This is a genomic window from Bifidobacterium ruminantium DSM 6489 (assembly GCF_000770925.1).
Taxonomy (GTDB): domain Bacteria; phylum Actinomycetota; class Actinomycetes; order Actinomycetales; family Bifidobacteriaceae; genus Bifidobacterium; species Bifidobacterium ruminantium.
In genome coordinates, this window is the sequence record NZ_JDTK01000013.1 from 32,358 (window position 1) to 57,612 (window position 25,255).

At 61.7% G+C, this 25,255-nt stretch carries 16 protein-coding genes and 1 other RNA gene; 13 read left to right on the plus strand and 4 right to left on the minus strand.

Features of this window, described 5'->3' with window-relative positions; genetic code table 11:
- The first annotated feature begins 184 nt into the window (after positions 1-184).
- The 4 genes from dnaX (at position 185) to OU26_RS06195 (ending at position 5,019) form a co-directional block, all read left to right on the plus strand.
- Positions 185-2,734, plus strand: a complete 2,550-nt coding sequence (dnaX, locus tag OU26_RS06180) for a DNA polymerase III subunit gamma/tau (protein ID WP_026646587.1) — start codon at positions 185-187, stop codon at positions 2,732-2,734.
- Positions 2,735-2,823: 89 nt separating this feature from the next.
- Positions 2,824-3,426 (plus strand): recombination mediator RecR, encoded by a 603-nt coding sequence (gene recR / locus OU26_RS06185; RefSeq protein ID WP_026646586.1) that lies wholly within the window; start codon positions 2,824-2,826, stop codon positions 3,424-3,426.
- Positions 3,427-3,614: 188 nt separating this feature from the next.
- Positions 3,615-4,376 (plus strand): aspartate kinase, encoded by a 762-nt coding sequence (locus OU26_RS06190; RefSeq protein ID WP_081815634.1) that lies wholly within the window; start codon positions 3,615-3,617, stop codon positions 4,374-4,376.
- 76 nt (positions 4,377-4,452) lie between these two features.
- The gene (locus OU26_RS06195; RefSeq protein ID WP_026646584.1) at positions 4,453-5,019 is read left to right on the plus strand and encodes an ACT domain-containing protein; all 567 of its coding nucleotides are present in this window, start codon (positions 4,453-4,455) and stop codon (positions 5,017-5,019) included.
- Positions 5,020-5,208: 189 nt separating this feature from the next.
- Here the strand turns inward: OU26_RS06195 and asd are convergent, their stop codons facing one another.
- Positions 5,209-6,303, minus strand: coding sequence for an aspartate-semialdehyde dehydrogenase (gene asd, locus OU26_RS06200; protein WP_026646583.1), 1,095 nt, complete (start codon positions 6,301-6,303; stop codon positions 5,209-5,211).
- A 251-nt stretch (positions 6,304-6,554) separates the two neighbouring features.
- Between asd and OU26_RS06205 the strand changes: the two genes are divergently transcribed.
- Positions 6,555-7,187: a DUF5701 family protein gene (locus OU26_RS06205; protein WP_026646582.1), complete on the plus strand. Its 633-nt coding sequence runs from the start codon at positions 6,555-6,557 to the stop codon at positions 7,185-7,187.
- A gap of 81 nt (positions 7,188-7,268) precedes the next feature.
- Positions 7,269-9,704 carry a PASTA domain-containing protein gene (locus tag OU26_RS06210; protein WP_026646581.1) on the plus strand — a complete coding sequence of 812 codons (2,436 nt, stop codon included), beginning with the start codon at positions 7,269-7,271 and terminating at the stop codon, positions 9,702-9,704.
- Positions 9,705-9,780: 76 nt separating this feature from the next.
- Here the strand turns inward: OU26_RS06210 and OU26_RS06215 are convergent, their stop codons facing one another.
- Positions 9,781-11,307, minus strand: coding sequence for a metallophosphoesterase family protein (locus OU26_RS06215; protein WP_026646580.1), 1,527 nt, complete (start codon positions 11,305-11,307; stop codon positions 9,781-9,783).
- A 197-nt stretch (positions 11,308-11,504) separates the two neighbouring features.
- On the opposite strand from OU26_RS06215, the gene leuA reads away from it, so the two are divergent.
- Positions 11,505-13,415, plus strand: coding sequence for a 2-isopropylmalate synthase (gene leuA, locus OU26_RS06220; protein WP_026646579.1), 1,911 nt, complete (start codon positions 11,505-11,507; stop codon positions 13,413-13,415).
- Positions 13,416-13,681: 266 nt separating this feature from the next.
- Here the strand turns inward: leuA and OU26_RS06225 are convergent, their stop codons facing one another.
- Entirely contained in the window at positions 13,682-15,967 is a 2,286-nt protein-coding gene (locus tag OU26_RS06225) for a transglycosylase domain-containing protein (RefSeq protein WP_081815633.1), read from the minus strand.
- 221 nt (positions 15,968-16,188) lie between these two features.
- On the opposite strand from OU26_RS06225, the gene OU26_RS06230 reads away from it, so the two are divergent.
- Positions 16,189-17,331, plus strand: coding sequence for an inositol-3-phosphate synthase (locus OU26_RS06230; RefSeq protein WP_026646578.1), 1,143 nt, complete (start codon positions 16,189-16,191; stop codon positions 17,329-17,331).
- A gap of 245 nt (positions 17,332-17,576) precedes the next feature.
- Here OU26_RS06230 and glf read toward each other — a convergent pair whose 3' ends face one another.
- Entirely contained in the window at positions 17,577-18,755 is a 1,179-nt protein-coding gene (gene glf, locus OU26_RS06235; RefSeq protein ID WP_026646577.1) for a UDP-galactopyranose mutase, read from the minus strand.
- Between the two features lie 133 nt (positions 18,756-18,888).
- Between glf and ffs the strand changes: the two genes are divergently transcribed.
- The 5 genes from ffs to OU26_RS06255 all read left to right on the plus strand — a co-directional run bounded on the left by ffs (position 18,889) and on the right by OU26_RS06255 (position 25,239).
- An RNA gene (ffs, locus tag OU26_RS09895) (signal recognition particle sRNA small type) lies at positions 18,889-18,985 on the plus strand.
- Between the two features lie 53 nt (positions 18,986-19,038).
- Entirely contained in the window at positions 19,039-20,127 is a 1,089-nt protein-coding gene (locus OU26_RS06240; RefSeq protein ID WP_026646576.1) for a phosphatase PAP2 family protein, read from the plus strand.
- A gap of 133 nt (positions 20,128-20,260) precedes the next feature.
- Positions 20,261-23,320: a type I DNA topoisomerase gene (topA, locus tag OU26_RS06245; RefSeq protein WP_026646575.1), complete on the plus strand. Its 3,060-nt coding sequence runs from the start codon at positions 20,261-20,263 to the stop codon at positions 23,318-23,320.
- Between the two features lie 120 nt (positions 23,321-23,440).
- A complete protein-coding gene (gene tmk / locus OU26_RS06250; RefSeq protein WP_026646574.1) occupies positions 23,441-24,094 on the plus strand; it encodes a dTMP kinase in 654 nt (217 codons plus the stop codon).
- Complete coding sequence (locus tag OU26_RS06255) at positions 24,091-25,239, plus strand: DNA polymerase III subunit delta' (RefSeq protein ID WP_026646573.1); 1,149 nt, start codon at positions 24,091-24,093, stop codon at positions 25,237-25,239. The genes tmk and OU26_RS06255 overlap by 4 nt, the downstream gene beginning before the upstream one ends.
- Positions 25,240-25,255: the final 16 nt, after the last annotated feature.

Consider the following 25,255-nt stretch of genomic DNA (forward strand, 5'->3'; position numbering starts at 1 on the left):
ATCCGGTCAACACGACATGGGGGTCTTACCGTACTTGTCTCCCAGATTACCGGCTATGTCGGCCGCGGATCAGACTGACACGCGACAAACCTGCTGTGTTGGCCGGGGGATGGCGCGTTCCGACCGGTGAACGTGTCGTAATTCATCAGTACCCTTAGAACACTACGGCGGAAGGATTATTGCGATGGCACTGGCACTGTATAGAAGGTATCGTCCCGACACGTTCGATGGCGTGATAGGACAGGACCAGGTCACGGTTCCGTTGATGCGGGCGCTTGACGAGAACAAGCTCACGCACGCCTATCTGTTCTCCGGTCCGCGCGGCTGCGGCAAAACGAGTTCCGCCCGCATTCTGGCGCGTTGTGTCAACTGCGCCAAAGGCCCGACCTCGCATCCGTGCGGCGAATGCGAAAGCTGCCGCGACCTTGCCACCGGCGGACCCGGTTCCATCGACGTGGTGGAAATCGACGCCGCATCGCACAACGGCGTGGACGACGCCCGCGAACTGCGCGAACGCGCCGGATTTGCTCCCGCCCGCGACCGCTACAAGATCTTCATCCTCGACGAGGCCCACATGGTCACGCCGCAGGGCTTCAACGCGCTTCTGAAAATCGTGGAGGAGCCGCCGGAGCACGTCATGTTCATCTTCGCCACCACCGAACCCGACAAGGTGATCGGCACCATCCGCTCCCGTACCCACCATTACCCGTTCCGTCTGGTGCCGCAGGAGGTCATGGGGCCGTATCTTGAGAAGATCTGCGTGGACGAGCATATCGAGGCCGAGCAGGGCGTGCTGCGTCTGGCCATGCGTGCCGGCGGTGGCTCCGTGCGTGACACGCTGTCCGTGCTCGATCAGCTGATGGTGGGTGCCGTTGACGGCAAGATCGCGTACGATTCCGCGGTCGCGCTGCTGGGCTTCACGCCGGATGCGCTGATCGGCGAGGCGATCGACGCCGTCTCCGACAAGAACGGCGAGGCGCTGTACGGCGTGATTCAGAAGGTCGTGGTCGGCGGGTTCGACCCGCGTCGCTTCGTGGAGGATCTGCTGGCCCGTGTGCGTGACCTGCTGGTGCTCACTTTGGGCGGCGAACGAGCGGAAAGCGTGCTTTCCGATGACACGGCCGCCGAGAACATGGATGACCTGCATCGTCAGGCCTCCGCATTGGGATTGGCCGCGCTTACGCAGATGGCGGACACGATCAACGCCACGCTGGCCAATATGAACGGTGCGATTTCCCCGCGCATGCGATTGGAACTGTTGGCCGCGCGCCTGCTTGCCGGCCGCGAGGCGGAGACGGTCACCGCAGTCTCGGACGCTCCGTCTTCCGGCATGCCTGCGGCTGCGGCGTCTGCTCCCGCGGCTTCTTCGACGGGATCGCAACGTCCGCATGCGAACGGTTCGCGCAGGTATGCAGCGCAATCGCAGACACAGGGCAGGCATGCCGCGCAATCGTCGGCACCGGTGAATCCTGCCGACGCCGTCGTCTCCGGAACGGCTTCCGTGCTGGCTCAAGTGCAGCAGGCGATGGACGAGACGCCGTCGGCCGGCGCTGAATCGTCCGGATCGACCGGATCAGCGCAGGCTCAGACGGCGGTGTCGGATGACCGCACCCCCGACCAGAAGTGGGACGCGCTCGTCGCCGGACTGCCCGAGGATGTCCGACGCTATGTGGATCGCGAAAAGGTGCCGCGCGTGATGCTGGAAGGCGGCAAGGGGCGTCTGTGGATCAAGTTCGACAAGCCACTGAGCAAATACGCGTTCGCCAAGGCCGTGGCCAAGGAGTCGGTCGATGGCACCACGAATGTGGTTCAGATGGTGCGTAACGAGGTGCACAAGGTGTTCGGCCCCGGCATCACGCTCGCCCCGGCCAAGAAGCTCGCGGACGGCTCCACGGCGGTGCCATGGAGCAAGCTCAGCCTGGAGGAGCAGAAAAAGATCAACGCCCAGCTGGCGCAGGAACAGCTGAAGGCCGCCACACTGCTGGCCGCGAACCTCGGCAAGGCGTCCGATATGGAGGCGTCCGGCAAGGAGCAGGTCCAGCCGGAATTCCGCGAATCGGGTGATTCCTCCGATTCCTCCGATTCCTCCGACGGGGAGGACCATCGAGCCGTCTCCGCCGAAACGGAGAGCGGATTCGTCGATGATGATCCATGGGCGGTTCCATCATCCGGAGGAAAAGCCCAGCCGAACCAGCAGGAAACAATGGACGACGACCCGTGGGGCGCTCCGTCTCAGCCGACTCCGATCGCCGAAGCATCAGCCAATAGCGTGAAGCCGCCGGAACACCACCACAAGCATGTGGCCGTGCCGGATATAAGCGACGACGTCGACCCGTGGGCCATGCCATTGCCCGCGCCGTCACCTACGCCGTCGTCCGAGAATCCATCCGCGTCGCAAGCCGCATCGCCGACGGAACAGCCGAACGTCCGTCCGCGTGAGCTTGCCCAACAATCGCAACGGCAGCCCCAACCGACGCAACCGCAGGTAGGGCAGGTCGACTATTCCAACGATCCGTGGGGCGCGCCCACGCCGGTGATGGCGGGTCCTCCGGAGCCCGAAGTCGCCCCGGAGGATGACGAATACTCCATGAGCGACAAGTCCATAGGCGCTTCGGATGCACTGGACGTGAACGACCTCAACAGATTGTTCGAGGTGAAGAAAGTGGAGGAATTCGCCGCGGATGACCCGCACAACCCGCGTAACATGCAGGTGAAGAAGACCCTTGACGACTAGACGGCTGGCCTCACGTCGTGGAACGCAACGCGGAGCGACAGTGGAACCAAGCTAAATGACAGGCGTGAATCAGAAAGGTGTGAACAACCATGGCCCTGGCCTATGACGGTGCCATCCAACGACTCATCGACGCGTTCGGACACTTGCCCGGCATCGGTCCGAAAGGCGCGCAACGCATCGCCTTCCATCTGCTCAACGCCTCTGATGAGGAATCGCAGGAACTCATCGACGCCATAACGGAAGTCAAGGAAAAAGTGCGGTTCTGCGACATCTGCGGCAACGTGTGCGAAACCAGCCCATGCCCGGTGTGCGCCGATCCGCGCCGCGACCACAGCGTGATCTGCGTGGTCGAGGAGCCGAAGGACGTGATGAGCATCGAACGCACCCGCGAATACCGTGGCATGTACCACGTGCTCGGCGGCGTCATCAATCCGATGGCCAACATCCAGCCAAGCGACCTCAACATAGCGAAACTCATCGAACGGCTCAAGGACGACGAAGTCAAGGAGGTGATCCTCGCGCTCAACCCGAACGTGGAGGGCGAGGCCACCACCAGCTTCCTCTCGCAGCTGCTCAGCCAGACCGACATCAAGGTGACGCGTCTCGCCAGCGGTTTGCCTGTGGGCGGAGATCTCGAATACGCCGACGAGATCACCCTGGGCAGGGCGCTTGCTGGCCGCCGCGCGATCTGAGCCGACGCCTTTTTCGGTTCGTCCGAAACCGCTCTGAAACAGTCCGGAATCGCCCAAAAATAGGCAAGTCGAACCGGCGCGCATTCCGTATGCTGGGCACGGCTCGACTTGACAAATCGGACTTTTCCTATAATGGGTGCCGTCTGCCAAAACAGGCAGACGATACGTTGAAGAAGATTGGATAAGTTGTGGCTCTCATCGTGCAGAAGTATGGCGGCTCTTCCGTAGCCGACCCAGAATCGATCAAGCGCGTGGCCCGACGCATCATCGAAACGAAGAACGCCGGCAATGACGTGGCCGTCGTGGTCTCCGCCATGGGAGACACCACCGACGACCTGATCGATCAGGCGCTCAGCATCGACTCCAACCCGCCGGCGCGCGAGATGGATATGCTGATGACCGCAGGCGAGCGTATTTCGATGAGTTTGCTCGCTATGGCGATTCATGCGGCCGGCTCCCATGCGTACTCGTTCACCGGCTCCCAGGCCGGTTTCATGACCGACGCGCAGTTCGGCACCGCGCATATCAAAGCTGTGAAGCCCGACCGCGTCCGGCATGCGCTGGATAAGGGCTCCGTGGCCATCGTGGCCGGTTTCCAGGGCGTGAACGAAGGCGGCGACGCCACCACGCTCGGCCGTGGCGGCTCCGACACTTCCGCCGTCGCGCTTGCCGTGGCTTTGCATGCCGACATTTGCGAGATCTACACCGACGTCGACGGCGTGTTCACCGCCGATCCGCGCATCGTGCCGACCGCCCGCCGCATTCCCGTCATCGACTACGAATCGATGCTGGAAATGTCGTCCTGCGGTTCCAAGGTGCTGGCGCTGCGTTGCGTGGAATACGCACAGCGATTCGGCATGCCGCTGCACGTGCGCAGCTCCTTCTCCCATCGTCGTGGCACGCTGATCGTGCCGGAAGGCGTCGATCCGCGCACGCTGCCGAACATCTGAGGTTCGGTCGGAGCGCGCAATCGCAGAAATCGCAAAACGACAACAATCGCAAGACTTTACAAACAAAGGTAAGAACATGAGCGAAAACAACAACCAGTCCATGGGTGACCTGTTCCCCGATCTGGGTCCGGAAGTGCCGATCATCTCCGGCGTTGCGCACGACAGCACCGAATCGCTGGCCACTGTGCGCCGCGTGCCGAACGAGCCGGGCATGGCGGCCAAGGTGTTCACCATGCTGGCCGAAGCCGGCGTGAACGTGGACATGATCGTGCAGGCCTCCGCCTCCACCGGCACCGCCGATATTTCCTTCACCGTGCCGGGCGCCGCCGCCTCCAAGGTCCAGGAGGTGCTGCAGGAGAAGCAGGCCGAGCTGGGCTACCAGTCCTTCGACATCGACCCGAACGTCGGCAAGGTGGCCGTGGTTGGTGTGGGCATGAAGACCCACTCCGGTCTGGCAGCGAAGTTCTTCAACGCGCTGAGCGAAAAGGGCGTGAACGTGCTGATGATCTCCACGTCCGAGATCCGCATCGCCGCGCTTGTGCCGCTCGAGCAGCTCAACGACGCCGTCAAGGCGCTGCACACCGCCTATGGCTTGGACGCCGATCAGGTGGAGGCCGTGGTGTACGGCGGCACCGGTCGCTGATTTTCGGCGATTCCGGCGTTTCCAGGGAGCGTGGTCTGTATGGCCGCGCTCCCTTTTTTCGTTCTTTTTTGCATTGGCATGAGTTGCTGATGCATAGCAGAAAGGCCGGCTCCGGAGAGTCGGCCTTGCGTTTGAATGTGCGGTTTGGCTGCGCGGCTTAGCTGCGACTAACGGTCGGCAGCCGTCACATCACTTCTTGGTGATGTAACCCAGCGCCTTGAGCATTTCGGCGCTTTCCAGCGCACCGCCGGCGGCACCGCGCAGGGTGTTGTGCGCCAATCCCACGAACTTCCAGTCGAAGATGGAATCCTCGCGCAGACGTCCGATGGAAACGCCCATGCCGCCTTCGTAATCCACGTCCTTGAGCACCTGCGGGCGATCGTCCTCGGTCAGGTACTGGATGAAGTGCTTCGGAGCGTGCGGCAGACCGATCTCGGCGGCCTTGCTGGTGTAGTTGACCAGGCGGTCGATCAGCTCGTCCTTGGTGGGGTTCTTGCCGAAGTTGATGAACACGGTGGCGGTGTGACCGTTGAGCACGGGCACACGGATGCACTGGGAGGTGATGCGCAGCGGGCCATCGAACGGCACGATCTCGCCCTTGGCCTCGTCCACATGGCCGAACACCTTCAGCGGTTCCTTCTCGGACTTCGCCTCTTCGCCGGAGATGAATGGGATGATGTTGCCCACCATTTCCGGCCAATCCTTGAACGTCTTGCCGGCGCCGGAGATGGCCTGGTAGGTGCTCACGACCACCTCATGCGGCTCAAATTCCTTCCACGCGGCCAGGGCCGGGGTGTACGCCTGAATGGAGCAGTTCGGCTTGACGGCGATGAAGCCGTGCTTGGTGCCAAGGCGCTTGCGCTGATGCTCGATGACCTCGTAGTGCTCCGGGTTGATCTCCGGCACGACCATCGGCACATCCGGCGTCCAACGGTGGGCGCTGTTGTTGGACACGACCGGGGTCTCGGTCTTCGCATATTCCTCTTCGATGGCGCGGATCTCGTCCTTCGGCATGTTCACTGCGGAGAACACGAAGTCGACGTCCTTGACCACGTCTTCAACGTCGGCCACGTTCTTGACCACCATGTTCTTGACGAACTCGGGCATCGGGGTTTCCATCTTCCAGCGGCCGCCGATGGCTTCCTCGTAGGTCTTGCCGGCGCTGTGCGCGGACGCGGCAAGGGTGACCAGTTCGAACCACGGATGGTTTTCGAGCAGCGTGACGAAACGCTGACCGACCATGCCAGTAGCTCCGAGAATGCCGACTTTGATCTTTTCGGACATAACAACCTCTCGCTTACATGACGGAATTGCTCTGCAAATTCGATTGATTCACGCTTGAGGTCGACCAGCCGGCCCCAAACGACTTCGTGGGCGGCCACACGCGTTGTTCAATTCTATGAAAACGTGCCGTCAAGCCGTTCCTGCTATCCGTATGCTGGTCTGTTCGCCGGAATGTCCGTTTCCGGCGATTCGGACATTCGCAGTGTGCTGACGGTGCCGGGAAAAGCACGCGCCCGCGTACACTGGTAGGCATGTCGAAGGCATCAGAAGAAGCGCAGAAGCAGCTGGATCGTATCGTGGCGTTGGGCTATCCGGACGTGGCCGACATGTCGGCCGCCGCGTTCCGCGCGCTTGCGCGTCCGCTTATCCGCGCGTTGGAGGATTGCGGCGATGAGGCCGGATTGGATACGCGGATTCTGCTGGTTCCCACGCGCGAACTGGTGTCGCCCGAATCGTTGATCGCCCGTACTTCCATCAACCGCATGGCTGGCTTCACCACCATGCCGCCGCGTGATATCGCCAGTTTCCTTCCGCAGGACGGCTTCGAGCCGCCGGAGGGCCCCTTCTATCTGGTGGTCGAGCCGCATACCGGCACCTGCTATATCAATCGCGAGCCGGATGTGGCACGCAAGCTGATCGATTCCGATGAGCGGCTGCCGCTTACTTTGGAGGAAGGGCTTGCGATCGCCACACAGCATCCGGAATGGCTGCTGGAGAAGAACGGCTTCAATCTGCTCGGCTCGCGTTCCGCCGATGGTCGCGTGCCGAGCATCTGGATGAGCCAGAATGCACCGCGATTGGGTGCGGTGTGGCCGAATTCCCGTCATACGTGGCTGGGCAACGCCTATTGCATGGCGCGTCGCGGAGTGAGCTTGTTCCGCTGATTGGCTGCGTCGCACGGATTGGCGCGCATTCCCCCTATACTTGGTTGCGGAGACGAGACGACGATAGACGGTGGGGGTTCCATGTTCTGTACTCAGTGTGGTTCGCGGAATGCTTCGGAGGCGAAATTCTGCACGAGTTGCGGCAGTCCGTTGGCTGCCGTTCCGGGTGATGTTACGGTGGCCGAGGCTCCCTCTCCGCAGGATTTGGGGCAGGATGGCGGTGCGATGCCGCCGGTGCCGTTGCCGGGCGGCGGGACGTTGCCTGCCGTGCGGCCCGTGTTTCAATCGGAGTCTCAGCCGGCGCCGCAACCTGGCCCGGCCGGATCAGGAGCGCCATCGGGCAAAGAGGGCAACGATGCCGGTGCGTGTGCCAAGGCTTTGAACCGCAATCTCGTCATCGGAATCGCGGTCGCCGCGGTGGTGCTGGTCGCGGCCGTTGCCGCGGGCATCGTCACGTACAGCATGGAATTGTGGGGCGGCAGGTCGCTGCCGGACGTGACGGTGGCATCCCCGAAGGATTCGTCGAGGGCGGCGGACGCGAAGGTCGTGGTCAGGCAGCTTGAGGGCAAGGGTTTCAAGGTCAAGCGCGTCAAGGAGTTCTCCGGCCTGGGCAAGGGCAAGTTCCTTGGCTACAAGGGGGTGGATTCCGGCGCGCGCGTGAGGTCCGGCAGCACGGTGACGGTGCGTGAGTCGTTGGGACCCGGCGTTCCGGACGGCACTGTTGGCAGGAAGGCCGAGCGGGTGGTGAAGACGTTCTCCGACATGGGTGTTCCGGTGCATTACAAGAAGGTGCTGGTCTCGGATTCGAGCAAGACCCCCGAGGGGAGCGTGGTGAGTACGTATCCGGTGCAGGGCCAGCCCGTGAAGGATAGCAAGAACGGCATCTACATTGGCGTGGCCGCGAAGGGCGATGGCGGCCTGCCGTCGGACATCGTCGGCCAGAACGTTTCGGACGTGAAGTCCGAGCTGGAGTCCAAGGGCTACACCGTGAAGGTGGAGAAGCGTCTCGCGTCGAAGAAGAACGTCGGCAAGGTGTCGGGTTCCAAGCCGGGGCCGGGCAGCCAGTTGGAGGAAGGTCAGACGGTCACGTTGTATCAGGGCGTGGATGCGGAAGGTGCCAAGCAGACGTACATGCAGAAATACAGTGGGATGGACAGCGCCGAATTGGCTGGAAACAGCGATGTCGCGGCTGGGCAATGGTGCACCAAGTCCGGTGACTGCATCACATTGGGACATGATGATAGCTATTCCGACGGTGACACATCTTTGGAAGTGACTGAAGGCGGTGCGGATACGAAGTACAGCATGACCGGAGAGATGCTGGTTTCCTGTGACGCGGTGCAACAGGCGTTCTGCAGCAGCAAGAGTGCCGATTATCTGTTGACTGGCGATTCCGGTTCATTTGAGTTGTTCCCCCATAAAGCGTTTACCGCGTATTGGTGCGGTGACGAAATCGTGCTTGGCGGGGCTCCGATGTCATCGTATTGCTCTGCCGGGCACGTTGTGGAGCCCGAAGAAAACGGAACTCACAGCAGTGTTGAATCCGGCGGTTCTTACCGCATGATGGATCTGTTCGCCGTGTTCCCCGTCGGCTCCGATGTGAAGTCAGTGGAGGACGATGGCTATTTCGACGCGTCCGCGCTTGCGGCAGCCAAGAAGCAGAAGGCTGTCGATACGGATCGTCCGTTCCTGATGTACCGCGATGTTAATCAGTACAAGGACAGTGAGAAGGAACAATCGGTCACGGAAAATTCCATCAATCCGTTCCTGCCGTTTAACGGACATATCGGTTCCAGAAGCTCCATCACCAAGATGAAGCCGGCCCCGAGCGACGAGACCGCCTACTACTTGGTGGAGGGCACCCAGCCTGACTGGGATTCCCTCGAAGACGCCAGCATCAAGGGCGTGTCCGCCAAGAGTCAGAAATCTAACGGCAAAAATGCAAGCAAGAACGCAAACACCAAGAAATCTGATTCCCAATCGGATGCCGCCACTCGGTCTTTGATGAAGTCCATCGCCGGAAAGTACGGTTTCGCTTCCGGTTCCGGCGGTTGGGGCACCACTATGACGGTGGCGTCCGATGGCACGTTCAGCGGAACATATCATGATTCCGACATGGGCATTACGGGAGATGACTATCCGAACGGATCGGTCACCATTTCGAATTTCAAAGGCCGTTTCAAGGATGCCAAGAAGAACGCGGACGGCAGCTATACGATGCAATGCGACAAATCGGCGCTGAAAATCGATGGCAATATAGGAGACACGTATATCAAAAACGGTAGTAAATATACGGTTGCCGACCCCTACGGCATTGCCCCTTGCGGTACATTCACGGTATATCCGGCGGGATACGACAGTTCGCAGCTCAGCGAAGCGATCGTCGGCTGGAGCCGTGCGTGGTATGACAGCATGCCCGCAAAACTGGAAACGCCGATTATCGTGAATGCCGAGGACACGAATCTCGGTAGCGAATCACAGCAAGACGCCTTCTTCCAATCGAAATATCTTGAGTGATATTCGATAAGGTCGCGTTGTCGGCGGTGCTGCCGTCGAGTCGCTGTCGATTATTGCGATTGCCACGAGCATCGCATTACTGCGATTTGCGCAGCAGTCCCCGAACCGCGTATCCGATCGCGCCGCAGGCCACCGCGCCAGCGCCCAGCAGCGTGGCGCTGACCTGCGGCCGGCGAAGCTCGTTGCGCACGCCGATCAAATCGGTCACGCAGTGATCCTCGAAGAACACGCGCATCTCGTTGCTGGAATATCGGCCGATCAGGTCGCCCCATGTCAGCATGCGCGTCACGTAGGCCATCGGATTGCTTTCGCGGAATTCGAACAGTCGGATGCCGCGAAACCGCGATTTCGGCCCGTAGCATTCGAATCCGCAGGTCGGCGCGTATCCCAGGTCGATGTCATGCACGTGCCCGACGAACGAATTCTTGTGGTCGTGCCCGCAGAACAGTGCGAAATAGCCGCCCGCCTCACGCAGCGCGTCCACTTCGCCCACGTTCACGTCGGCGCAGCCAATCGCCTCGCCCAGTCGGGAGCCGGGACGGCACACGTCGCGGTCGAGCACATAGCAGTGTCCGGCGAATGTGCGCGCGCCTTCCACGGCGTTCGGCGTGTAGGCGGGCACTTCGCGCAGGCAATCGTAGAATTCCTGCGGCGGAATGTGCTGGAAGGCGATTGCCGGTACCGCCTGCCCGTCGCCATTGCGCCTGCCCAACTCGCGTTGCACGCGCTTCAGCCATTCGACGGCTTCCGGCGAGGGGGTGCCGTAGCCGTCGGAGTCGGCCAAATCCCAGCCGCGCGAATTCGCCGCGTATTTCGCGTATTCGGTGACCGACTGCCGTCCGTTGCCGTCACCCGCGTCTGCCGTGTCGGCGTAATCGCCCGAATTGACCATCATCACGCTCATTGTGATACGCCCCGAACCGTCGGACGCTTCGATCGGCAACGCGAACGTGCCCGGTTCGAGCGCCAATGGCGACGAGCCGGCGACGGGATTCATACAGCCGGCAAACTCGCGGTAAAGATCGTCCTGTTCGTCGGCGAGGATGCCACATTGGAAATCATGGTTGCCGTACGTCGCGGCGAAGGGGATATGCGATTCCAACGCCGGCCCCAAAAACGCGGCGAACGTGTCGCGCACTTTCTGCCGTGTCTCGTCGAGCAGCGACGCCGCGGTGACGCGATTGATGGCTTCTGCCCACGATTCCAGCTTGCTGGCAGAACCGTTGCGACCTGCGCTTTTCACCAGTTTCGGCGAATCGGTGCCGATGCCGTCGATCATCCACCATTCGTCGGAGGGTTGCGATTTGGTCAGTGTTTTGGCGATTGGATGACGTTTGATGCCGCGGATTTTCGCTTCGATTTCGGTGATCGCGCGCACATGCGTACCGGGCTGTTCGCCACGGCGACGTAGAAACGTATCGATATATGCCGGATCGTAGCCGCGGATCTGATCGCCGGTGAGCACGATGAGATCGGGGTGCGATGCCTTGATGGCGGCGTCGATCAGCCGGATCGTGTCCTCGCGCACATCCGGTCCGTCCTGGATGTCGGCCATCTGCAGCACGCGGAACGTGCCGTCGCTGTTGAATCGCAAGCTCATGATGCCCACTGTAATGCGGAAAATCTGGATATGGGGTGAAAAAAGAAGACGAAAATCGAAACTAATCCGTCATATCTCGAAATGTCGGCAAAATATGGGATTGGTTGTCGCTAGTATGGGCGGCAGTGCAGGTAGGTAACATGCACGTAACAAGGTGGATCGGCGCATAACCGGTTCGACTCTAAAGATAAGGAGGAGTGATGGGTCAGGATCAATCGTCAGTATTCGATCTCGCGGCAGTCGCCGCGGCGTCCAACGGAGGGAATAACGACCCGCTGCTGCCTCCGGCGCGTTTCATTGGAGCTCCGCAAAAGCCCAGCAAGATGCCGTACAACAAGTACGTCGCATACGATAAGCAGGTGCCGTTTGATTACCCGGAGCGTACGTGGCCGGGCAAGCGACTGCAGCGTGCACCGCGTTGGTGCTCCGTCGATCTTCGCGACGGCAACCAGGCCCTCGTCAACCCGATGGATTCCGAGCGTAAGCTGCGTTTCTGGAACCTGCTGGTGTCGATGGGCTTCAAGGAGATCGAGGTCGGCTTCCCGTCGGCTTCTGGAACCGATTTCGACTTCATCCGCATGCTGATCGAGCGTGAGCTCATTCCGGACGATGTGACCATCGTCGTGCTCACCCAGTGCCGTGAGCATCTGATTCGCCGCACGTACGAGGCGCTGAAGGGCGCCAAGCGCGCGATCGTGCACTTCTACAATTCCGTCTCCGTGCTACAGCGCGAGGTCGTCTTCCGCAAGAACAAGGAAGAGATCAAGAAGCTGGCCATCGACGCCGCCGAACTGTGCAAGAGCCTTGAAAGCGAAGCCAAGGGCATCGACCTGTACTACGAGTACTCTCCGGAGTCCTTCACCGGCACCGAGCCCGAGTACGCCGTCGAGGTCTGCAATGCCGTGACCGGCGTGATCAAGCCGACCCCTGAGCATCCGATGATCATCAATCTGCCGGCCACGGTCGAGATGACCACGCCGAACGTGTTCGCGGACGAGGTCGAGTACGTGTCCAACAACCTCGACAACCGCGATTCCATCGTGCTGTCCCTGCACCCGCACAACGACGAGGGCATGGGCGTTGCCGCCACTGAGCTGGCCGTGCTGGCCGGCGCCGACCGCGTGGAAGGCTGCCTGCTGGGCAACGGTGAGCGTACCGGCAACGTCGACCTGGTCACCCTTGGTCTGAACTTCCTGACCCAGGGCATCGATCCGCAGATCGACTACTCCAACGTTCCGGAAATCCGCAAGACCGTCGAATACTGCAACCAGATCAAGATCTCCGAGCGCCACCCGTACGCCGGCAACTTCGTGTTCACCGCGTTCTCCGGCTCTCACCAGGACGCCATCAAGAAGGGTCTCGAGGCCCGTCAGGTGGCCGCCGACCGTGCTGGCGCCGATCTGGACAGCTTCGTGTGGCTCGTGCCGTACCTGCCGATCGACCCGAAGGACATCGGCCGTTCCTACGAGGCCATCATCCGCGTGAACTCCCAGTCCGGCAAGGGTGGCATGGCCTACCTGCTCAAGACCAACCACAACCTCGATCTGCCGAAGCGTCTGCAGGTCGAGTTTGACAAGGTCGTGCAGAACTACGCCGATGAGACCAAGAAGGAAGTCAAGGACGAGGACATCTGGCGCCTGTTCAAGGACGAGTATCTGCCGGTCGAGGAATCCGGCGCGACCGCGGCCGGCGTCGTGGTCGGAGACAGCAAGGACGAGACCCTGAAGCAGTGGGGCCGTCTGAAGCTGCTCAAGGTGTCCGTTTCCTCCGGCGAGGATGGCTCCGACACCGTGCTCAAGGCCCGTATTCTCGACCGCGGCGTGAATGTCGGTGTCGACGAGCCTGTCGAGCGTGAGGTTTCCGGCATCGGCAACGGTCCAATCGCCGCCTTCCTCAACGCCGTGAGCAACTTCGGCGTCGAGGCTTCCGTCATGGATTACGTGGAGCACACCATGTCCGTCGGCACCGACGCCATGGCCGCCTCCTACGTGGAATGCCAGATCGGCGAAGAGGATGACGCGAGCATCGTGTGGGGCGTCGGCATCGACACTTCCATCGTCACCAGCTCGCTGAAGGCCATCATCTCGGCCATCAACCGTTCCGAGCGCTGAATGAGCCGCCTGCGCTGAGCGGGCGTGCCGTCATATGATTCGAGGGGCTTTCCGGATAACCCGGGAAGCCCCTCGTCGTATATCGTGTCGTATGCCGCCGCAATACCGCCGCGCAAAGTCATATGACAGCAAATTATGCGGCGTCAAGCGGCGCAGCGTCGCACAAAAAACATCCGCCGACCGGAACGACGATTCGCTCCGATCGGCGGATGCTGTACATGAGCCTACGGTAGGTATTTTCTGCCGATGACGGCTATGGCTGTCTGTTACTGTGGCGCTTCACTTCCATCGGTACCACCACCGCCGTCGGTACCGGCGCCATTGTCACCGTTGCCGCCTTGCCCGTTTTCGGTCGTGGTGTTCGGCGTGGGCGTCGGATTCGTCGGCTGGGTGTTCTCCGTGGTGTTCGGGGTTTCGGTGGTGGTGCCCTGGCTGTTCGTGGACCTGTACCACTGGTTGCTGGTATAGCGCTTCCGCGTGGAGCTTCCGCCGCCGGTGCCCCAGGTTCCGTCGGGTCCGCCGATCTTGCCGTTGTCGGTCGGTTCGGTGAAGTTCTCGACGGGCTGTCCCTGAAGGGCCTGGCTCATGAACTCTTCGAACAGGTGGGACGGATATCCGGTGGAGGAGACGCCGTATCCGGCGAACTGCGGCACGACCTGTGCGCTGCCGTCCTCGGCTGGATTCCAGATGGCCCACACATTGAGCAGTTGCGGCGTGTACCCCACGAAGGAGGCGGCCAGCTCATCGTTCGCCGTACCGGACTTGCCGGCGACCTGACGCCCCAGACGTTTGGCGACGCCCGCCGCGGTGCCGTAGGTGGTGGTGCCTTGCATGGCCTTCTGCACGAGATGGCAGTCGTTGGCCTCGAAGATCGGATCGTTCTCCTGGGCGGTCTTGTATAGCTCCTTGGAGCCGTCGGCGCTGGAGACGCTGTCGACGATGTGGAGCGTGTTCTTCACGCCGTCGTTCGCGATGGTGGCATGGCCTTGGGCCAGATCCCACACGGTGATGGCGTTGATGCCCAGGATGTTGTACGTGGTGTTCGTGTCGATGTCTTCCTTGATGCCGGCCTGATGCGCGATCTGGGCCAGCTTGTCCGCGCCGAGGTGCTTGTTGACATCCATGAACACGGTGTTCACCGAGTTGGCCGTGGCCTGGTAGAGGTTGATGTACCCCCAGTTGGTGTTCAACGCGTTCGGCACGCTTGCGGTGACTCCCGGCGTGGTCTCGAAGACCTGTCCGGAGTTGCCGTTGAACGTGGTGTTGAAGTTCACGCCTTGCTGTGCCGCGCCGAGCAGACCGAACGGCTTCATGGTGGAGCCCGGTTCGAAGGTGGCCTGGGTGGCGTTGTTGAGCTGTTTGGTCAGATAATCCTGGCCGCAATAGATGGCCTTGACGGAACCCGTCTTCTGTTCCACCGCGATGCCGCCCACCTCGATGCTGTCCGGCATGCCTTCCGGACGGGTGTCGCCCACCTGCTGGATCTCGTCCTGCATGGTTTTGTCCAGCGTGGTGACGATCTTGTAGCCGCCCGTCTCAAGGTCCTCGGCGGTGAACGTCTTGGAATTGACCAGCTCGTTCTTGACGGTGGTGAGCAGATAGCCGTTCGGGCCCGACATCTGGTTGTCCTGCTGCATCTCGATGACCTGCGGGAATGCCGCTTCCTTCTTCTGGTCCGGTGTGATGTAGCCGTCCTCGTCCATGATGTGGATCACGCGCTTGAATCGCTTCTCGGCCTGCTTGGGGTTCGCGTCCGGGTTCCATACGCTCGGTCCCGGAATGATGCCTGCGAGCATGGCCGCCTCGGAAAGCGTCAGATCCTTCGCGTCCTTGCCGTAATACGCCTTGGCCGCCGCTTGGATGCCATACGCGTTGCGGCCCAGGTAGATGGTGTTCATGTAGTTGCACAGCACTTGGCTCTTGTCCTGCGCCTGCGCGATTTTGATGGCCAGGAAGGCTTCCCTCAGCTTGCCTATGTATGTCGTGGTTTCGCCCAGATAATAGCGTTCCGCGTACTGCTGGGTGATGGTGGATCCGCCCTGCCTGCTGCCGGTGGTCAGATTGTTGTACAACGCGCGTGCGATGCCAATCGGATCGATGCCCTTGTTGGTATAGAAGGAACGATCCTCCGAAGCCACGATCGCATTGCCGACGTAGTCGGGCAGATCGGCGCAACTGATGATTTCGCGGTTCTGTTCCGCATAGCTGCCGATCGGCGTGGTGCCGTCGTTGTAATACACGGTCGTCTTCTCGGCCAGCGCGAATTTCTCAGGTTGCGGGATTTCCGTGGTGATGTACATGTACGCGAACAGGCCGATGCCCGCGGCGATGAACGCCGCGAGGATGCCGAGTATCCATTTGAGTACGAGATGCTTGTGCTTCCTGCGTTTTTTGGGAGCGCGATGCGAAGTGTGCTTTGGGGCATGGGTCGGCTCGCTGAGCACTTCGCCATGCACGCCATAGGTGGTGCCTACTCCCGGCGTCGTGGACGTGGCATTGCTTCTGCGCGCGCTTCTTGAGCGTGAGCTCACACTTCGTTTTCGTGAAACCATGCCTTCCACCGTAGCCGAACGACCTGAAAAACAAGGGTGTTGATGACTGGCTTCGCCGATAAGGGCACGTTTTTCCGCAGCTTTTTTACAAATCGACAAATTTCCGTGAACTGTCGCAATGCCGGTGCTTTTCAGCGATTTTCCAGATTCGAAAATGGTCTGCGGGTATGCTTGGAACCTGATAAACCTGCGAAACGCGTAATAAGAGGAGTCGTTTTCAGATGAGCATTCGAGTGGCTATCGCCGGCGTGGGCAATTGCGCCTCGTCGCTGGTGCAGGGCGTCGAGTATTACAAGGACACCAAGGACGAGGACAAGATCCCCGGACTGATGCACAACAACTTCGGCGGATACCGCGTGCGTGACATCGAGTTCGTCACCGCGTTCGACGTCGATGCGCTGAAGGTGGGCAAGGATCTGTCCGAGGCGATCGGTGCCTCGCAGAACAACACCATCAAGTTCGCGGATGTGCCGAATCTGGGCGTCGAGGTGCTGCGCGGTCCGACCGACGATGGTCTGGGTGAATACTACCGTCAGATGATCGAGGAGTCGGATGCGGAGCCTGTGGATGTGGCCCAGGTGCTGCGCGACAAGAAGGTGGACGTGCTGGTCTCCTACCTGCCTGTCGGCTCCGAGAAGGCCGACAAGGCCTATGCCCAGGCCGCCATGGACGCGGGCTGCGCGTTCGTGAACTGCCTGCCGGTGTTCATTGCCTCCGACCCTGAATGGGCGCAGAAGTTCCGCGATGCCGGCGTGCCGATTGTAGGCGACGACATCAAGTCGCAGGTTGGCGCCACCATCACGCACCGCGTGCTGGCCCGCCTGTTCGAGGATCGCGGCGTCCGTCTGGACCGCACGTACCAGCTCAATGTGGGCGGCAACATGGACTTCATGAACATGCTGCAGCGCTCCCGTCTGGAATCCAAGAAGATTTCCAAGACCCGTGCCGTCACCTCCGTGGTGCCGCACGACATGGATCCGCACAACGTGCATATCGGACCTTCCGATTACGTGGCCTGGCTCGACGACCGCAAGTTCGCCTTCGTGCGTCTGGAAGGCACTACCTTCGGTGATGTGCCGCTGAATCTGGAATACAAGCTTGAGGTGTGGGATTCCCCGAATTCCGCCGGTATCGTGATCGACGCCGTGCGTGCGGCCAAGATCGCGCTCGACCGCCATCTGGCCGGCCCGGTGTTGGCTCCCAGCTCCTACTTCATGAAGTCCCCGGCCGTGCAGCATGAGGACGGCGAGGCCCGTCGTCTGGTGGAGGAGTTCATCAAGGGCGATGTGGAAGGCACCGAGGAGCAGCTTGACGCCGATGTGGCGGCTGCGAAGGCCGCCGGCAAGGACGTGTGGCGCGCCTGATCGCCTGGTCCCCTGAACTGGACGCGGAAATCCCCAACCTGCCATCGGCGGATTGGGGATTTTTGTATGTCGGTGCCACCAATCGAATTCGGGGGTATTGCGGATCGGCGGATGCCTGCTTTCGGCTGGCAGAGGACTGTGTTTTTTGTCGCACGATTCCATTTTTCGCCGAAAAAAACAGAATCGTGCTACATCCAGACGGTGCAATGTTTGGATGCAGCACGATTAAAAGAGCGATTCGGACCTTACTTCTTGAGGAGTGGTTCGACCTGCTCCTCATATGCGGTCAGGGCCGTGTCGATCACCTGGTGCATGTCGTAATACTTGTACGTGCCCAGACGCCCGCCGAACACCGTGAGCGGCTCCGCCTTCGCGAGCTCCTCGTATTTCGCGTACAATTCCCTGTCGGCCTCCGTGTTGATCGGATAGTACGGCTCGTCCCCGCGCTCGGCGAAACGGCTGTACTCCTCCCACACCACGGTCCTGTCCGGGTTCTGCGACGCGCGGCGCTCCGGGTTGAAGTTCTTGAACTCGATCGCGCGGGTGTACGGCACGTCCGCGTCGGAGAAGTTCATCACCGGGCATCCGAAGTGGTCGCCCTCGTCGTAGCGCACCTCCTTGAAGTCCACGGTCCTCCACTTCAGCTCGCCGAGCGAGTAGTCGAAGTAGCGGTCCACCGGACCCGTGTACACGACCGGCACGCCTGCCGCCGCCAGCGCTGCCTTGTTGTACGGCTGGGACTCGTCGAAGAAGTCGGTCTTCAGGGTCACGTGGATGCGCGGGTCGTCGATCATGCGCTCCATCCATGCCGTGTAGCCGTCCGTGGGCAGGCCCTCCCACGTGTCGCGGAAGTACCGGTTGTCGTAGTTGAAGCGCACCGGCAGGCGCTTGATGATGCCCGCGGGCAGGTCCTTCGGATCGGTCTGCCACTGCTTGCCCGTGTAGTTCTTGATGAACGCCTCGTACAGGGGACGGCCGATCAGGCTGATGCCCTTGTCGTTCAGGTTCTGCGGATCCGTGCCCGCCAGCTCGCCCGCCTGCCGTTCGACCAGGGCCTTCGCCTCGGCCGGCGTGTAGCTCGCGTGGAAGAACTGGTTGATGGTCCCGAGGTTGATCGGCAGGGGATACACCTCGCCGTCATGCGTCGCGTACACGCGGTGCACGTAGTCCGTGAAACTCGTGAAACGGTTCACGTAGTCCCAGACGCGTTTGTTGCTCGTGTGGAACAGGTGCGCGCCGTACTTGTGGATCTCCGCGCCGGTCTCCTCGTCCATGTACGAGTACGCGTTGCCGCCGATATGGTCGCGCACATCGATGATCTCGACCCGCGCGCCCAGATGCTCCACGGCCTGCTGGGCCACGGTCAGGCCGAACAGGCCCGCGCCCACGACCACCAGATCGGGATATTCCACCGCATCAGTCATAACAAAACAACCTTCCGAAACAAATCGATGCCTATCGCAGATACGCAAACGCACAATCGACGCGTGCGATTCCTTCTCAAGTGTACCCGCGCGCATGGTCGGCGCGGCAAGGTCGGGGCATGGTGTAATATGGCAAGAGCCTCCGCGTGGCGGTACGTCACCCAACTCCCCCAGGGCAGGAATGCAGCAAGGGTAAGTGGCCTCTTCCGGGTGCGTGGAGGTTTTCTTATATCTTCTTCAACGCACGTTCCACAGTAGGGGCGATGCCGTATCCTCGGTGAATATGACCGACGAATTCAAGCCACTGATCCGAGACCCGCAAAAAACCACGAACATATTGCAGCAGCCCGTGCCGGTCCCGCCGAAACCGGTGGAGCCGCTGTCGTTCCCCGACACGGGCGAGGTCGAATCGGTGCTGTCCCCACATGAGGTCAGCAGGGGATTGGCGAAAGCCGATCCGCTGACCCGCCATCCACGGGTGTCCAGCATCGTGCTGTGCGTGGTGTTCGGCGTGCTGCTGCTGGCCGCGTCCGCCGGAATCTGGTGGCTGGGTGTGCGCACCATGGACGGTCAAAGCTATGAGGACATCGTCTGGTCGAAATTCGACGCCGCCCTGCCGGGATGGTTGGAACCGGTCGTGCATGTCTTCACCATTTCCGCCGTGGTGATCGCCGTAAGCGTCATCATGTCGGTGATCGCGATAGCTGTGCTGGTCGTTCGCAAACGATGGCTGACCATCGCGCAGCTCGCCGTTTTTGGCGGATTGTGCTTCGCCGCGGCCGAACTGCTCAAGCCGCTGCTGCCGCGTCCGTATCTTATCAATCTCATGTCGAATCGCAGTAATTCCGCGCCATCCGGACATGTCATCCTCGCCGCCGCGGCCAGCGTGATACTGCTGTGCGCCGTGCCGCGTGCGTTCCGCGCATTGGCGGCCGTGGTCGGCTGGATATATACGGTACTGGTCGGCATGTCGGTGATCGCCGGGCAATGGCACCGTCCGACTGACGTGGTCATGGGTCTGCTGATCGTCGGCGGATTGGCTATGCTGATGCTCGCCGCCACCTTCTCCAATGGCATGGATGAGCCGGGCACGCGCGCCTCGTCCGCGGGCGTGCAGATCGTCGGCAGTGTGATGCTGACGTTCGGCGTGTTGGGCACGTTGTACGGCGCGTACATCATCTGGCAGATCCAGCCGGGACTCGCCATGAGCGCGGAATGGACGTATTCCGGCGCGCATCTTTCCACCATGGTGCTGACGGCTTCCGTGTCCGCTTTGATGTTCGGTCTGACGCTTGCGATGCGGCAGTTGACCGCGTCACCGTTGACGAAGCTTGGTTTGGTGGGCGCTCCGCCCGCGCCGCCGAAGCGTTGAAAACAGCCGGTTCCGGGTTTATCGGTAGTCGCGCGTCCGGCCTGCCGGGGGCGCGCGGCACACGGACGGTTTGCCATGTCCGCTCGTTTCATGAGTATTATTGCGTTGCAAACACTAGTAATAAGGAGTGGCTATGGCTACCGGCAGCAAACTCGTGATTGTGGAGTCCCCGACTAAAGCCAAGAAAATTGGCGGATATTTGGGCTCCGGATATACGGTTATGGCATCGGTCGGCCACATCCGCGACCTTGCGCAGCCCAGCCAGGTGCCGGCTGCCGACAAAGCCAAGTATGGCAAGTTCGGCGTGGACATCGAAGACGGTTTCAAGCCGTATTACATCGTGGACGGCAATAAGAAGAAAACCGTCTCCGAACTGAAAAGCGCGCTGAAGAAGGCCGACACCCTGTACCTCGCGACTGATGAGGATCGCGAGGGCGAGGCGATCGCATGGCACCTTGTGCAGACGCTGAAGCCGAAGGTGCCCGTCAAGCGCATGGTGTTCCACGAGATCACGCCGGAAGCGATCAAGGCTTCGTTGAACAACACGCGAGACGTCGACAGCGCCATGGTGGACGCGCAGGAGACCCGTCGAATCCTGGATCGTCTGTACGGCTACGAGCTGTCGCCGGTGCTGTGGCGCAAGGTCGGTCCGGGACTGTCTGCAGGCCGTGTGCAGTCCGTGGCCACCCGTCTGATTGTGGAGCGTGAACGTGAGCGCATGGCGTTCGTGCATGCCCCCTATTGGGATGTCGCCGCCACGCTGGAAGCGCCCGACGCCGACGGCAACAATGTTGCGTTCGATTCTCGTATGGTGTCGCTTGGCGGCCGCCGTTTGGCCGGTTCCAAGGATTTCGGCGACGATGGCAAGCTGACCGCGGCCGGCGTCAAAGACAACGTCGTGCAGCTGGACGAAACGCACGCGAATGCGATCGCGCGATCGCTGGAATATGCGACGTTCACCGTGGCTTCGATGGAGACCAAGCCGTATCGTCGCCGTCCGGTGCCGCCGTTCACCACGTCCACGTTGCAGCAGACGGCTGGCAATAGGCTCGGCATGAGCTCCCGGCAGACCATGCGCGCCGCGCAGGGGTTGTACGAGAACGGTTTCATCACGTACATGCGTACCGATTCGGTGACGCTGTCGCAGGAGGCCATCGCGGCCGCGCGCGAGGCGGTCACCACGCATTTCGGCAAGCAGTATCTGTCCGACGCGCCCAAGCAGTACGCCACGAAGACGGCTGGCGCCCAGGAGGCCCACGAATGCATCAGGCCGGCGGGCGCGCATTTCCGTGACCCGGCCGAAATCGCCAGCAAGGTGCCGGCGGACCAGCTCAAGCTGTACACGCTGATTTGGCAGCGCACGTTGGCCTGCCAGATGGCCGATGCGACGGGTTCCACCGCAACCGTGCGCCTGTCCGCGCCCACCGAATCCGACGGCGAGGCCATGTTCCAGGCGTCCGGCACCGTCATCGAATTCCCCGGCTTCATGAAGGCCACCGGCGAGGGCCGCCGTAGCGTTGCCGACGCGAAGAAGAGCGCGGCCGCAGCCGGAGTGAAGGTCGATTCGAAGGCTTCAAGGAAGAGCGATGACAACGTCTCGCTGCCGCCGATGCACCCCGGTGACGAGCTTGCCGCCGTGGACGTTGCCGCGGACGGGCATGAGACCCAGCCGCCGGCGCGCTACACCGAAGCGTCGCTCGTCAAAACGTTGGAACAGAAGGAAATCGGCCGTCCGTCCACGTATGCGAGCATCATCTCCACGATCATCGACCGCGGGTACGTGTACGAGCGTGGCCGTGCGCTGATCCCGTCCTGGCTGGCGTTCTCCGTCATCAAATTGCTGGAGACCAAGTTTCCGAAGTATGTGGATTACGAGTTCACCGCGGATATGGAGACCGGCCTCGATCGGATCGCAGGCGGCCATGAGACCGGCAAGGCGTGGCTGACCCGCTTTTACTTCGGTTCCGGCGATGGTGCGGCCCAGTCCGCCGACGAGGCGCATGAGGGCCTGCAGCAGCAGGTGGCGCAGCTTGGCGAGATCGACGCGCGTGAGATCAACACGATTGAGATCGGCGATGGTCTGCACGTGCGTGTCGGCCGTTACGGCCCGTATCTTGAGGACGTGAAGCATCTGGATGCGGAAGGCAATCCGAAGCGCGCCTCGCTGCCGGATACGCTCGCTCCGGATGAGCTGACCGTCGAGGTCGGTCACGATCTGATCGAGAACCATTCCGGTGGCCCGCGCGAGCTGGGCAAGGACCCGGTGTCGGGCGGCACCATCGAGGTGCGCAACGGACGTTTCGGCCCGTACGTGGCGCTGGTCATGCCGGAATCGCAGGAAACCGCCGCTGCCGCGGATAAGGCGGACAAGACAGACAAAGCCGGCAAGACGAAGCGCGCCGGCAAGAAGGCCGCCGCCGACCGTCCGAAGATGGCATCGCTGTTCAAGACGATGAGCCCGGAATCGCTGACGCTGGAAGACGCGCTGAAACTGCTGAGCCTGCCGCGCGAAGTCGGCTCCTACGAGGAAGCGAACGCCGAAACCGGCGAAATGCAGACGGTTACGGTCATGGCCAACAATGGCCGTTACGGCCCGTACCTGACCAAAACCGGTGCCGACGGCAAGTCCGACACACGTTCGCTGGCTTCCGAAGACGAAATCTTCACCGTCGACTTGGAGAAGGCCAAGGAACTGTTCGCGCAGCCGAAGTACGGACGCGGTCGTGGACGTGGCGCGGCCAAGCCGCCGCTGCGCGACTTGGGCACCGATCCGGAAACCCAGAAGCACGTGACCATCAAGGACGGCTTCTACGGCGCGTACATCACCGACGGCGAGACAAACCGTACACTGCCGAAGCAATATGCTCCCGAATCGATCGAACCGGCCGAGGCGTTCCGCCTGCTGGCGGAGAAGCGCGCGCAGGGCCCGTCGAAGCGTCGTGGCCGCAAGACGGCTGCGAAGGGAGCCAAGAAGGGCGCTGCCAAAGGCGCGAAATCCGCGAAGAAAGTGAGCGCGACCGAACAGGCGCGTGCCGACCGCCGCGCCAAGGTGCGTGAACTGGCCGACAAGGGCTGGGCGAATACGCGTATAGCGAAGGAGATCGGCTCCACCGCGTCCACCGTGAAGGCTGACGTCGACTGGCTGACCGCCAACGAAGGCTACGCGCGTCCTGAAGTCGTTCCCGCACGCTGACGTTACGCGGTGCGGAAACGTCGCACGATCTGATGTTCCGCAAGACAATCGGCATCGTACGACACCAAGCCGTGGGCCGAATGGCCGGGCACGGCAGGGGCGCACGGTACAGTGAAAGGCATGCAGGGCACTTTTATCTCGTTTGAAGGCGTTGACGGCGTGGGCAAGACCACGCAGGTCGAACGGTTGCGCGCGTACGTTGAATCGCAGGGTCGCGAATGCGTGGTCACGCGCGAGCCGGGCGGTACCGCGCTGGGCGTGGCGATTCGCAGAATGCTGCTGCATGGCGTGGATACGGACAATGACGGCGATTGCGCCGACATCGCCCCACGTACGGAGGCGTTGCTGTTCGCCGCGGATCGCGCGCAGCACGTCGCGGAAGTGATTGCACCGGCCTTGCGGCGAGGCGCGGTGGTGATCACCGACCGCTATCTCGATTCGTCCCTCGCCTACCAAGCGGGCGGCCGTGAGCTGACACCCGCGGAGATCAGGAACCTCAGTATGTGGGCCACCGGTGGTCTGCTGCCGAAGCGCACGTACCTGCTTGACATGGATCCCACGCGGTCGCACGCGCGGCTGCAGCATGCCGAGGATCGTATGGAGGCGGCCGGCGACGAATTCCAGCGTCGCACGCGCGCCGCGTTCCTCGACCTGGCCCAAGCCGAGCCGGAACGCTTCCGTGTCATCGACGCCGGACCGTCCATCGACGAGGTGTGGTCCCACATCAAAGCCGATTTCGACAACGTGACCGCTACTGACGGGGGTGTCGCATGAGCGTATGGGATTCCATAGTCAGCCAATCGCAGGTGGTCGAGCAGCTCAAAGCCGTTTCCAGCGGCGATCCGAAAGCCATCGCGCAATCGTGGCTGATCTGCGGCCCTCCCGGATCCGGACGGTCCAACGTGGCGCGCGCGTTCGCCGCCGCGCTTGAAAGCCTCGACCACGGACTGAACGACGAGCCGACCAAAACCACCGAACAGGTACTCGCCGGAACCCATCCCGACGTGACCGTGCTGGCCACCAACAAGGTCACCATCGGCATCGACGAGGTCAGGGACATCATCGCCACATCCGAACAGATGCCCGGCACCGCGCCGTGGCGCATCATCATCATCGAGGACGTGGACCGCATGTTGGAGCGCACCACCAACGTGCTGCTGAAGGAGATCGAGGAGCCGAGCGCGCATACCATCTGGCTGTTGTGCGCGCCGAGCGCCCAGGACGTGCTGCCGACCATCCGCTCGCGCACGCGCATCGTCAACCTTGCGGTGCCCACCAATCAGGCGGTTGCGAAATTCCTGGAATCGGAAGGATTCGAGCCGAAGATCGCCGCACGTGCGGCAAGGCTTTCGGAAGGGCACATCGGTATCGCGAACCTGTATGCCAAGAACGAACGTGTCATGACGGACCGCGACGAGCTCATCGTCGGCGTGCTGGAGCTGCATCGCGCGTCCGACGCGGTGCTGCTGGCCGGCGATCTCATCGACAATGCGAAAGCCCAGGCCGAAGCGGAAGTCAACGTCAAAGCGGCCGCGGCCGAAGCCGATTTCCGTCGTGTCAACGGCCTCGACGCGAAGGACCGCATACCTCCAAAACTGCGCGGCGCGTACAATGCGATCGCCAAAAAAGACGAGCTCAAGCGGCGTGCCACGAGACTCACGCGCGACGTGCTCGACCGTGCGCTCAATTCCATCGCCAGCGTCTACCGCGACGTGGCGGTGCTGCAGAACAACGCCGAGGACGCGGTGGGACTCATCAACCTCGAAAACCGTTCCGCCATCACGGAATTGTCGGTACGGCTCGACCGTACGGGCGCCGTGCGCCGGCTGGAGGACATCGCCACCGCGCGCCGCAGGCTCAACGGCAACGGCAATCCGGTTTTGGTGTTCGAAGCGCTGTTCTGCGCGCTGATTCCGTGATTTTCGTAATTTCCAG

Coding starts and splice junctions, on each gene's coding strand:
- dnaX (WP_026646587.1), top strand. CDS start 185: ATGGCACTGGCACTGTATAGAAGGTATCGTCCCGACACGTTCGATGGC.
- recR (WP_026646586.1), top strand. CDS start 2,824: ATGGCCCTGGCCTATGACGGTGCCATCCAACGACTCATCGACGCGTTC.
- tmk (WP_026646574.1), top strand. CDS start 23,441: ATGCAGGGCACTTTTATCTCGTTTGAAGGCGTTGACGGCGTGGGCAAG.
- topA (WP_026646575.1), top strand. CDS start 20,261: ATGGCTACCGGCAGCAAACTCGTGATTGTGGAGTCCCCGACTAAAGCC.
- OU26_RS06240 (WP_026646576.1), top strand. CDS start 19,039: ATGACCGACGAATTCAAGCCACTGATCCGAGACCCGCAAAAAACCACG.
- leuA (WP_026646579.1), top strand. CDS start 11,505: ATGGGTCAGGATCAATCGTCAGTATTCGATCTCGCGGCAGTCGCCGCG.
- OU26_RS06205 (WP_026646582.1), top strand. CDS start 6,555: ATGTCGAAGGCATCAGAAGAAGCGCAGAAGCAGCTGGATCGTATCGTG.
- asd (WP_026646583.1), bottom strand. CDS start 6,303: ATGTCCGAAAAGATCAAAGTCGGCATTCTCGGAGCTACTGGCATGGTC.
- glf (WP_026646577.1), bottom strand. CDS start 18,755: ATGACTGATGCGGTGGAATATCCCGATCTGGTGGTCGTGGGCGCGGGC.
- OU26_RS06225 (WP_081815633.1), bottom strand. CDS start 15,967: ATGGTTTCACGAAAACGAAGTGTGAGCTCACGCTCAAGAAGCGCGCGC.
- OU26_RS06230 (WP_026646578.1), top strand. CDS start 16,189: ATGAGCATTCGAGTGGCTATCGCCGGCGTGGGCAATTGCGCCTCGTCG.
- OU26_RS06195 (WP_026646584.1), top strand. CDS start 4,453: ATGAGCGAAAACAACAACCAGTCCATGGGTGACCTGTTCCCCGATCTG.
- OU26_RS06210 (WP_026646581.1), top strand. CDS start 7,269: ATGTTCTGTACTCAGTGTGGTTCGCGGAATGCTTCGGAGGCGAAATTC.
- OU26_RS06255 (WP_026646573.1), top strand. CDS start 24,091: ATGAGCGTATGGGATTCCATAGTCAGCCAATCGCAGGTGGTCGAGCAG.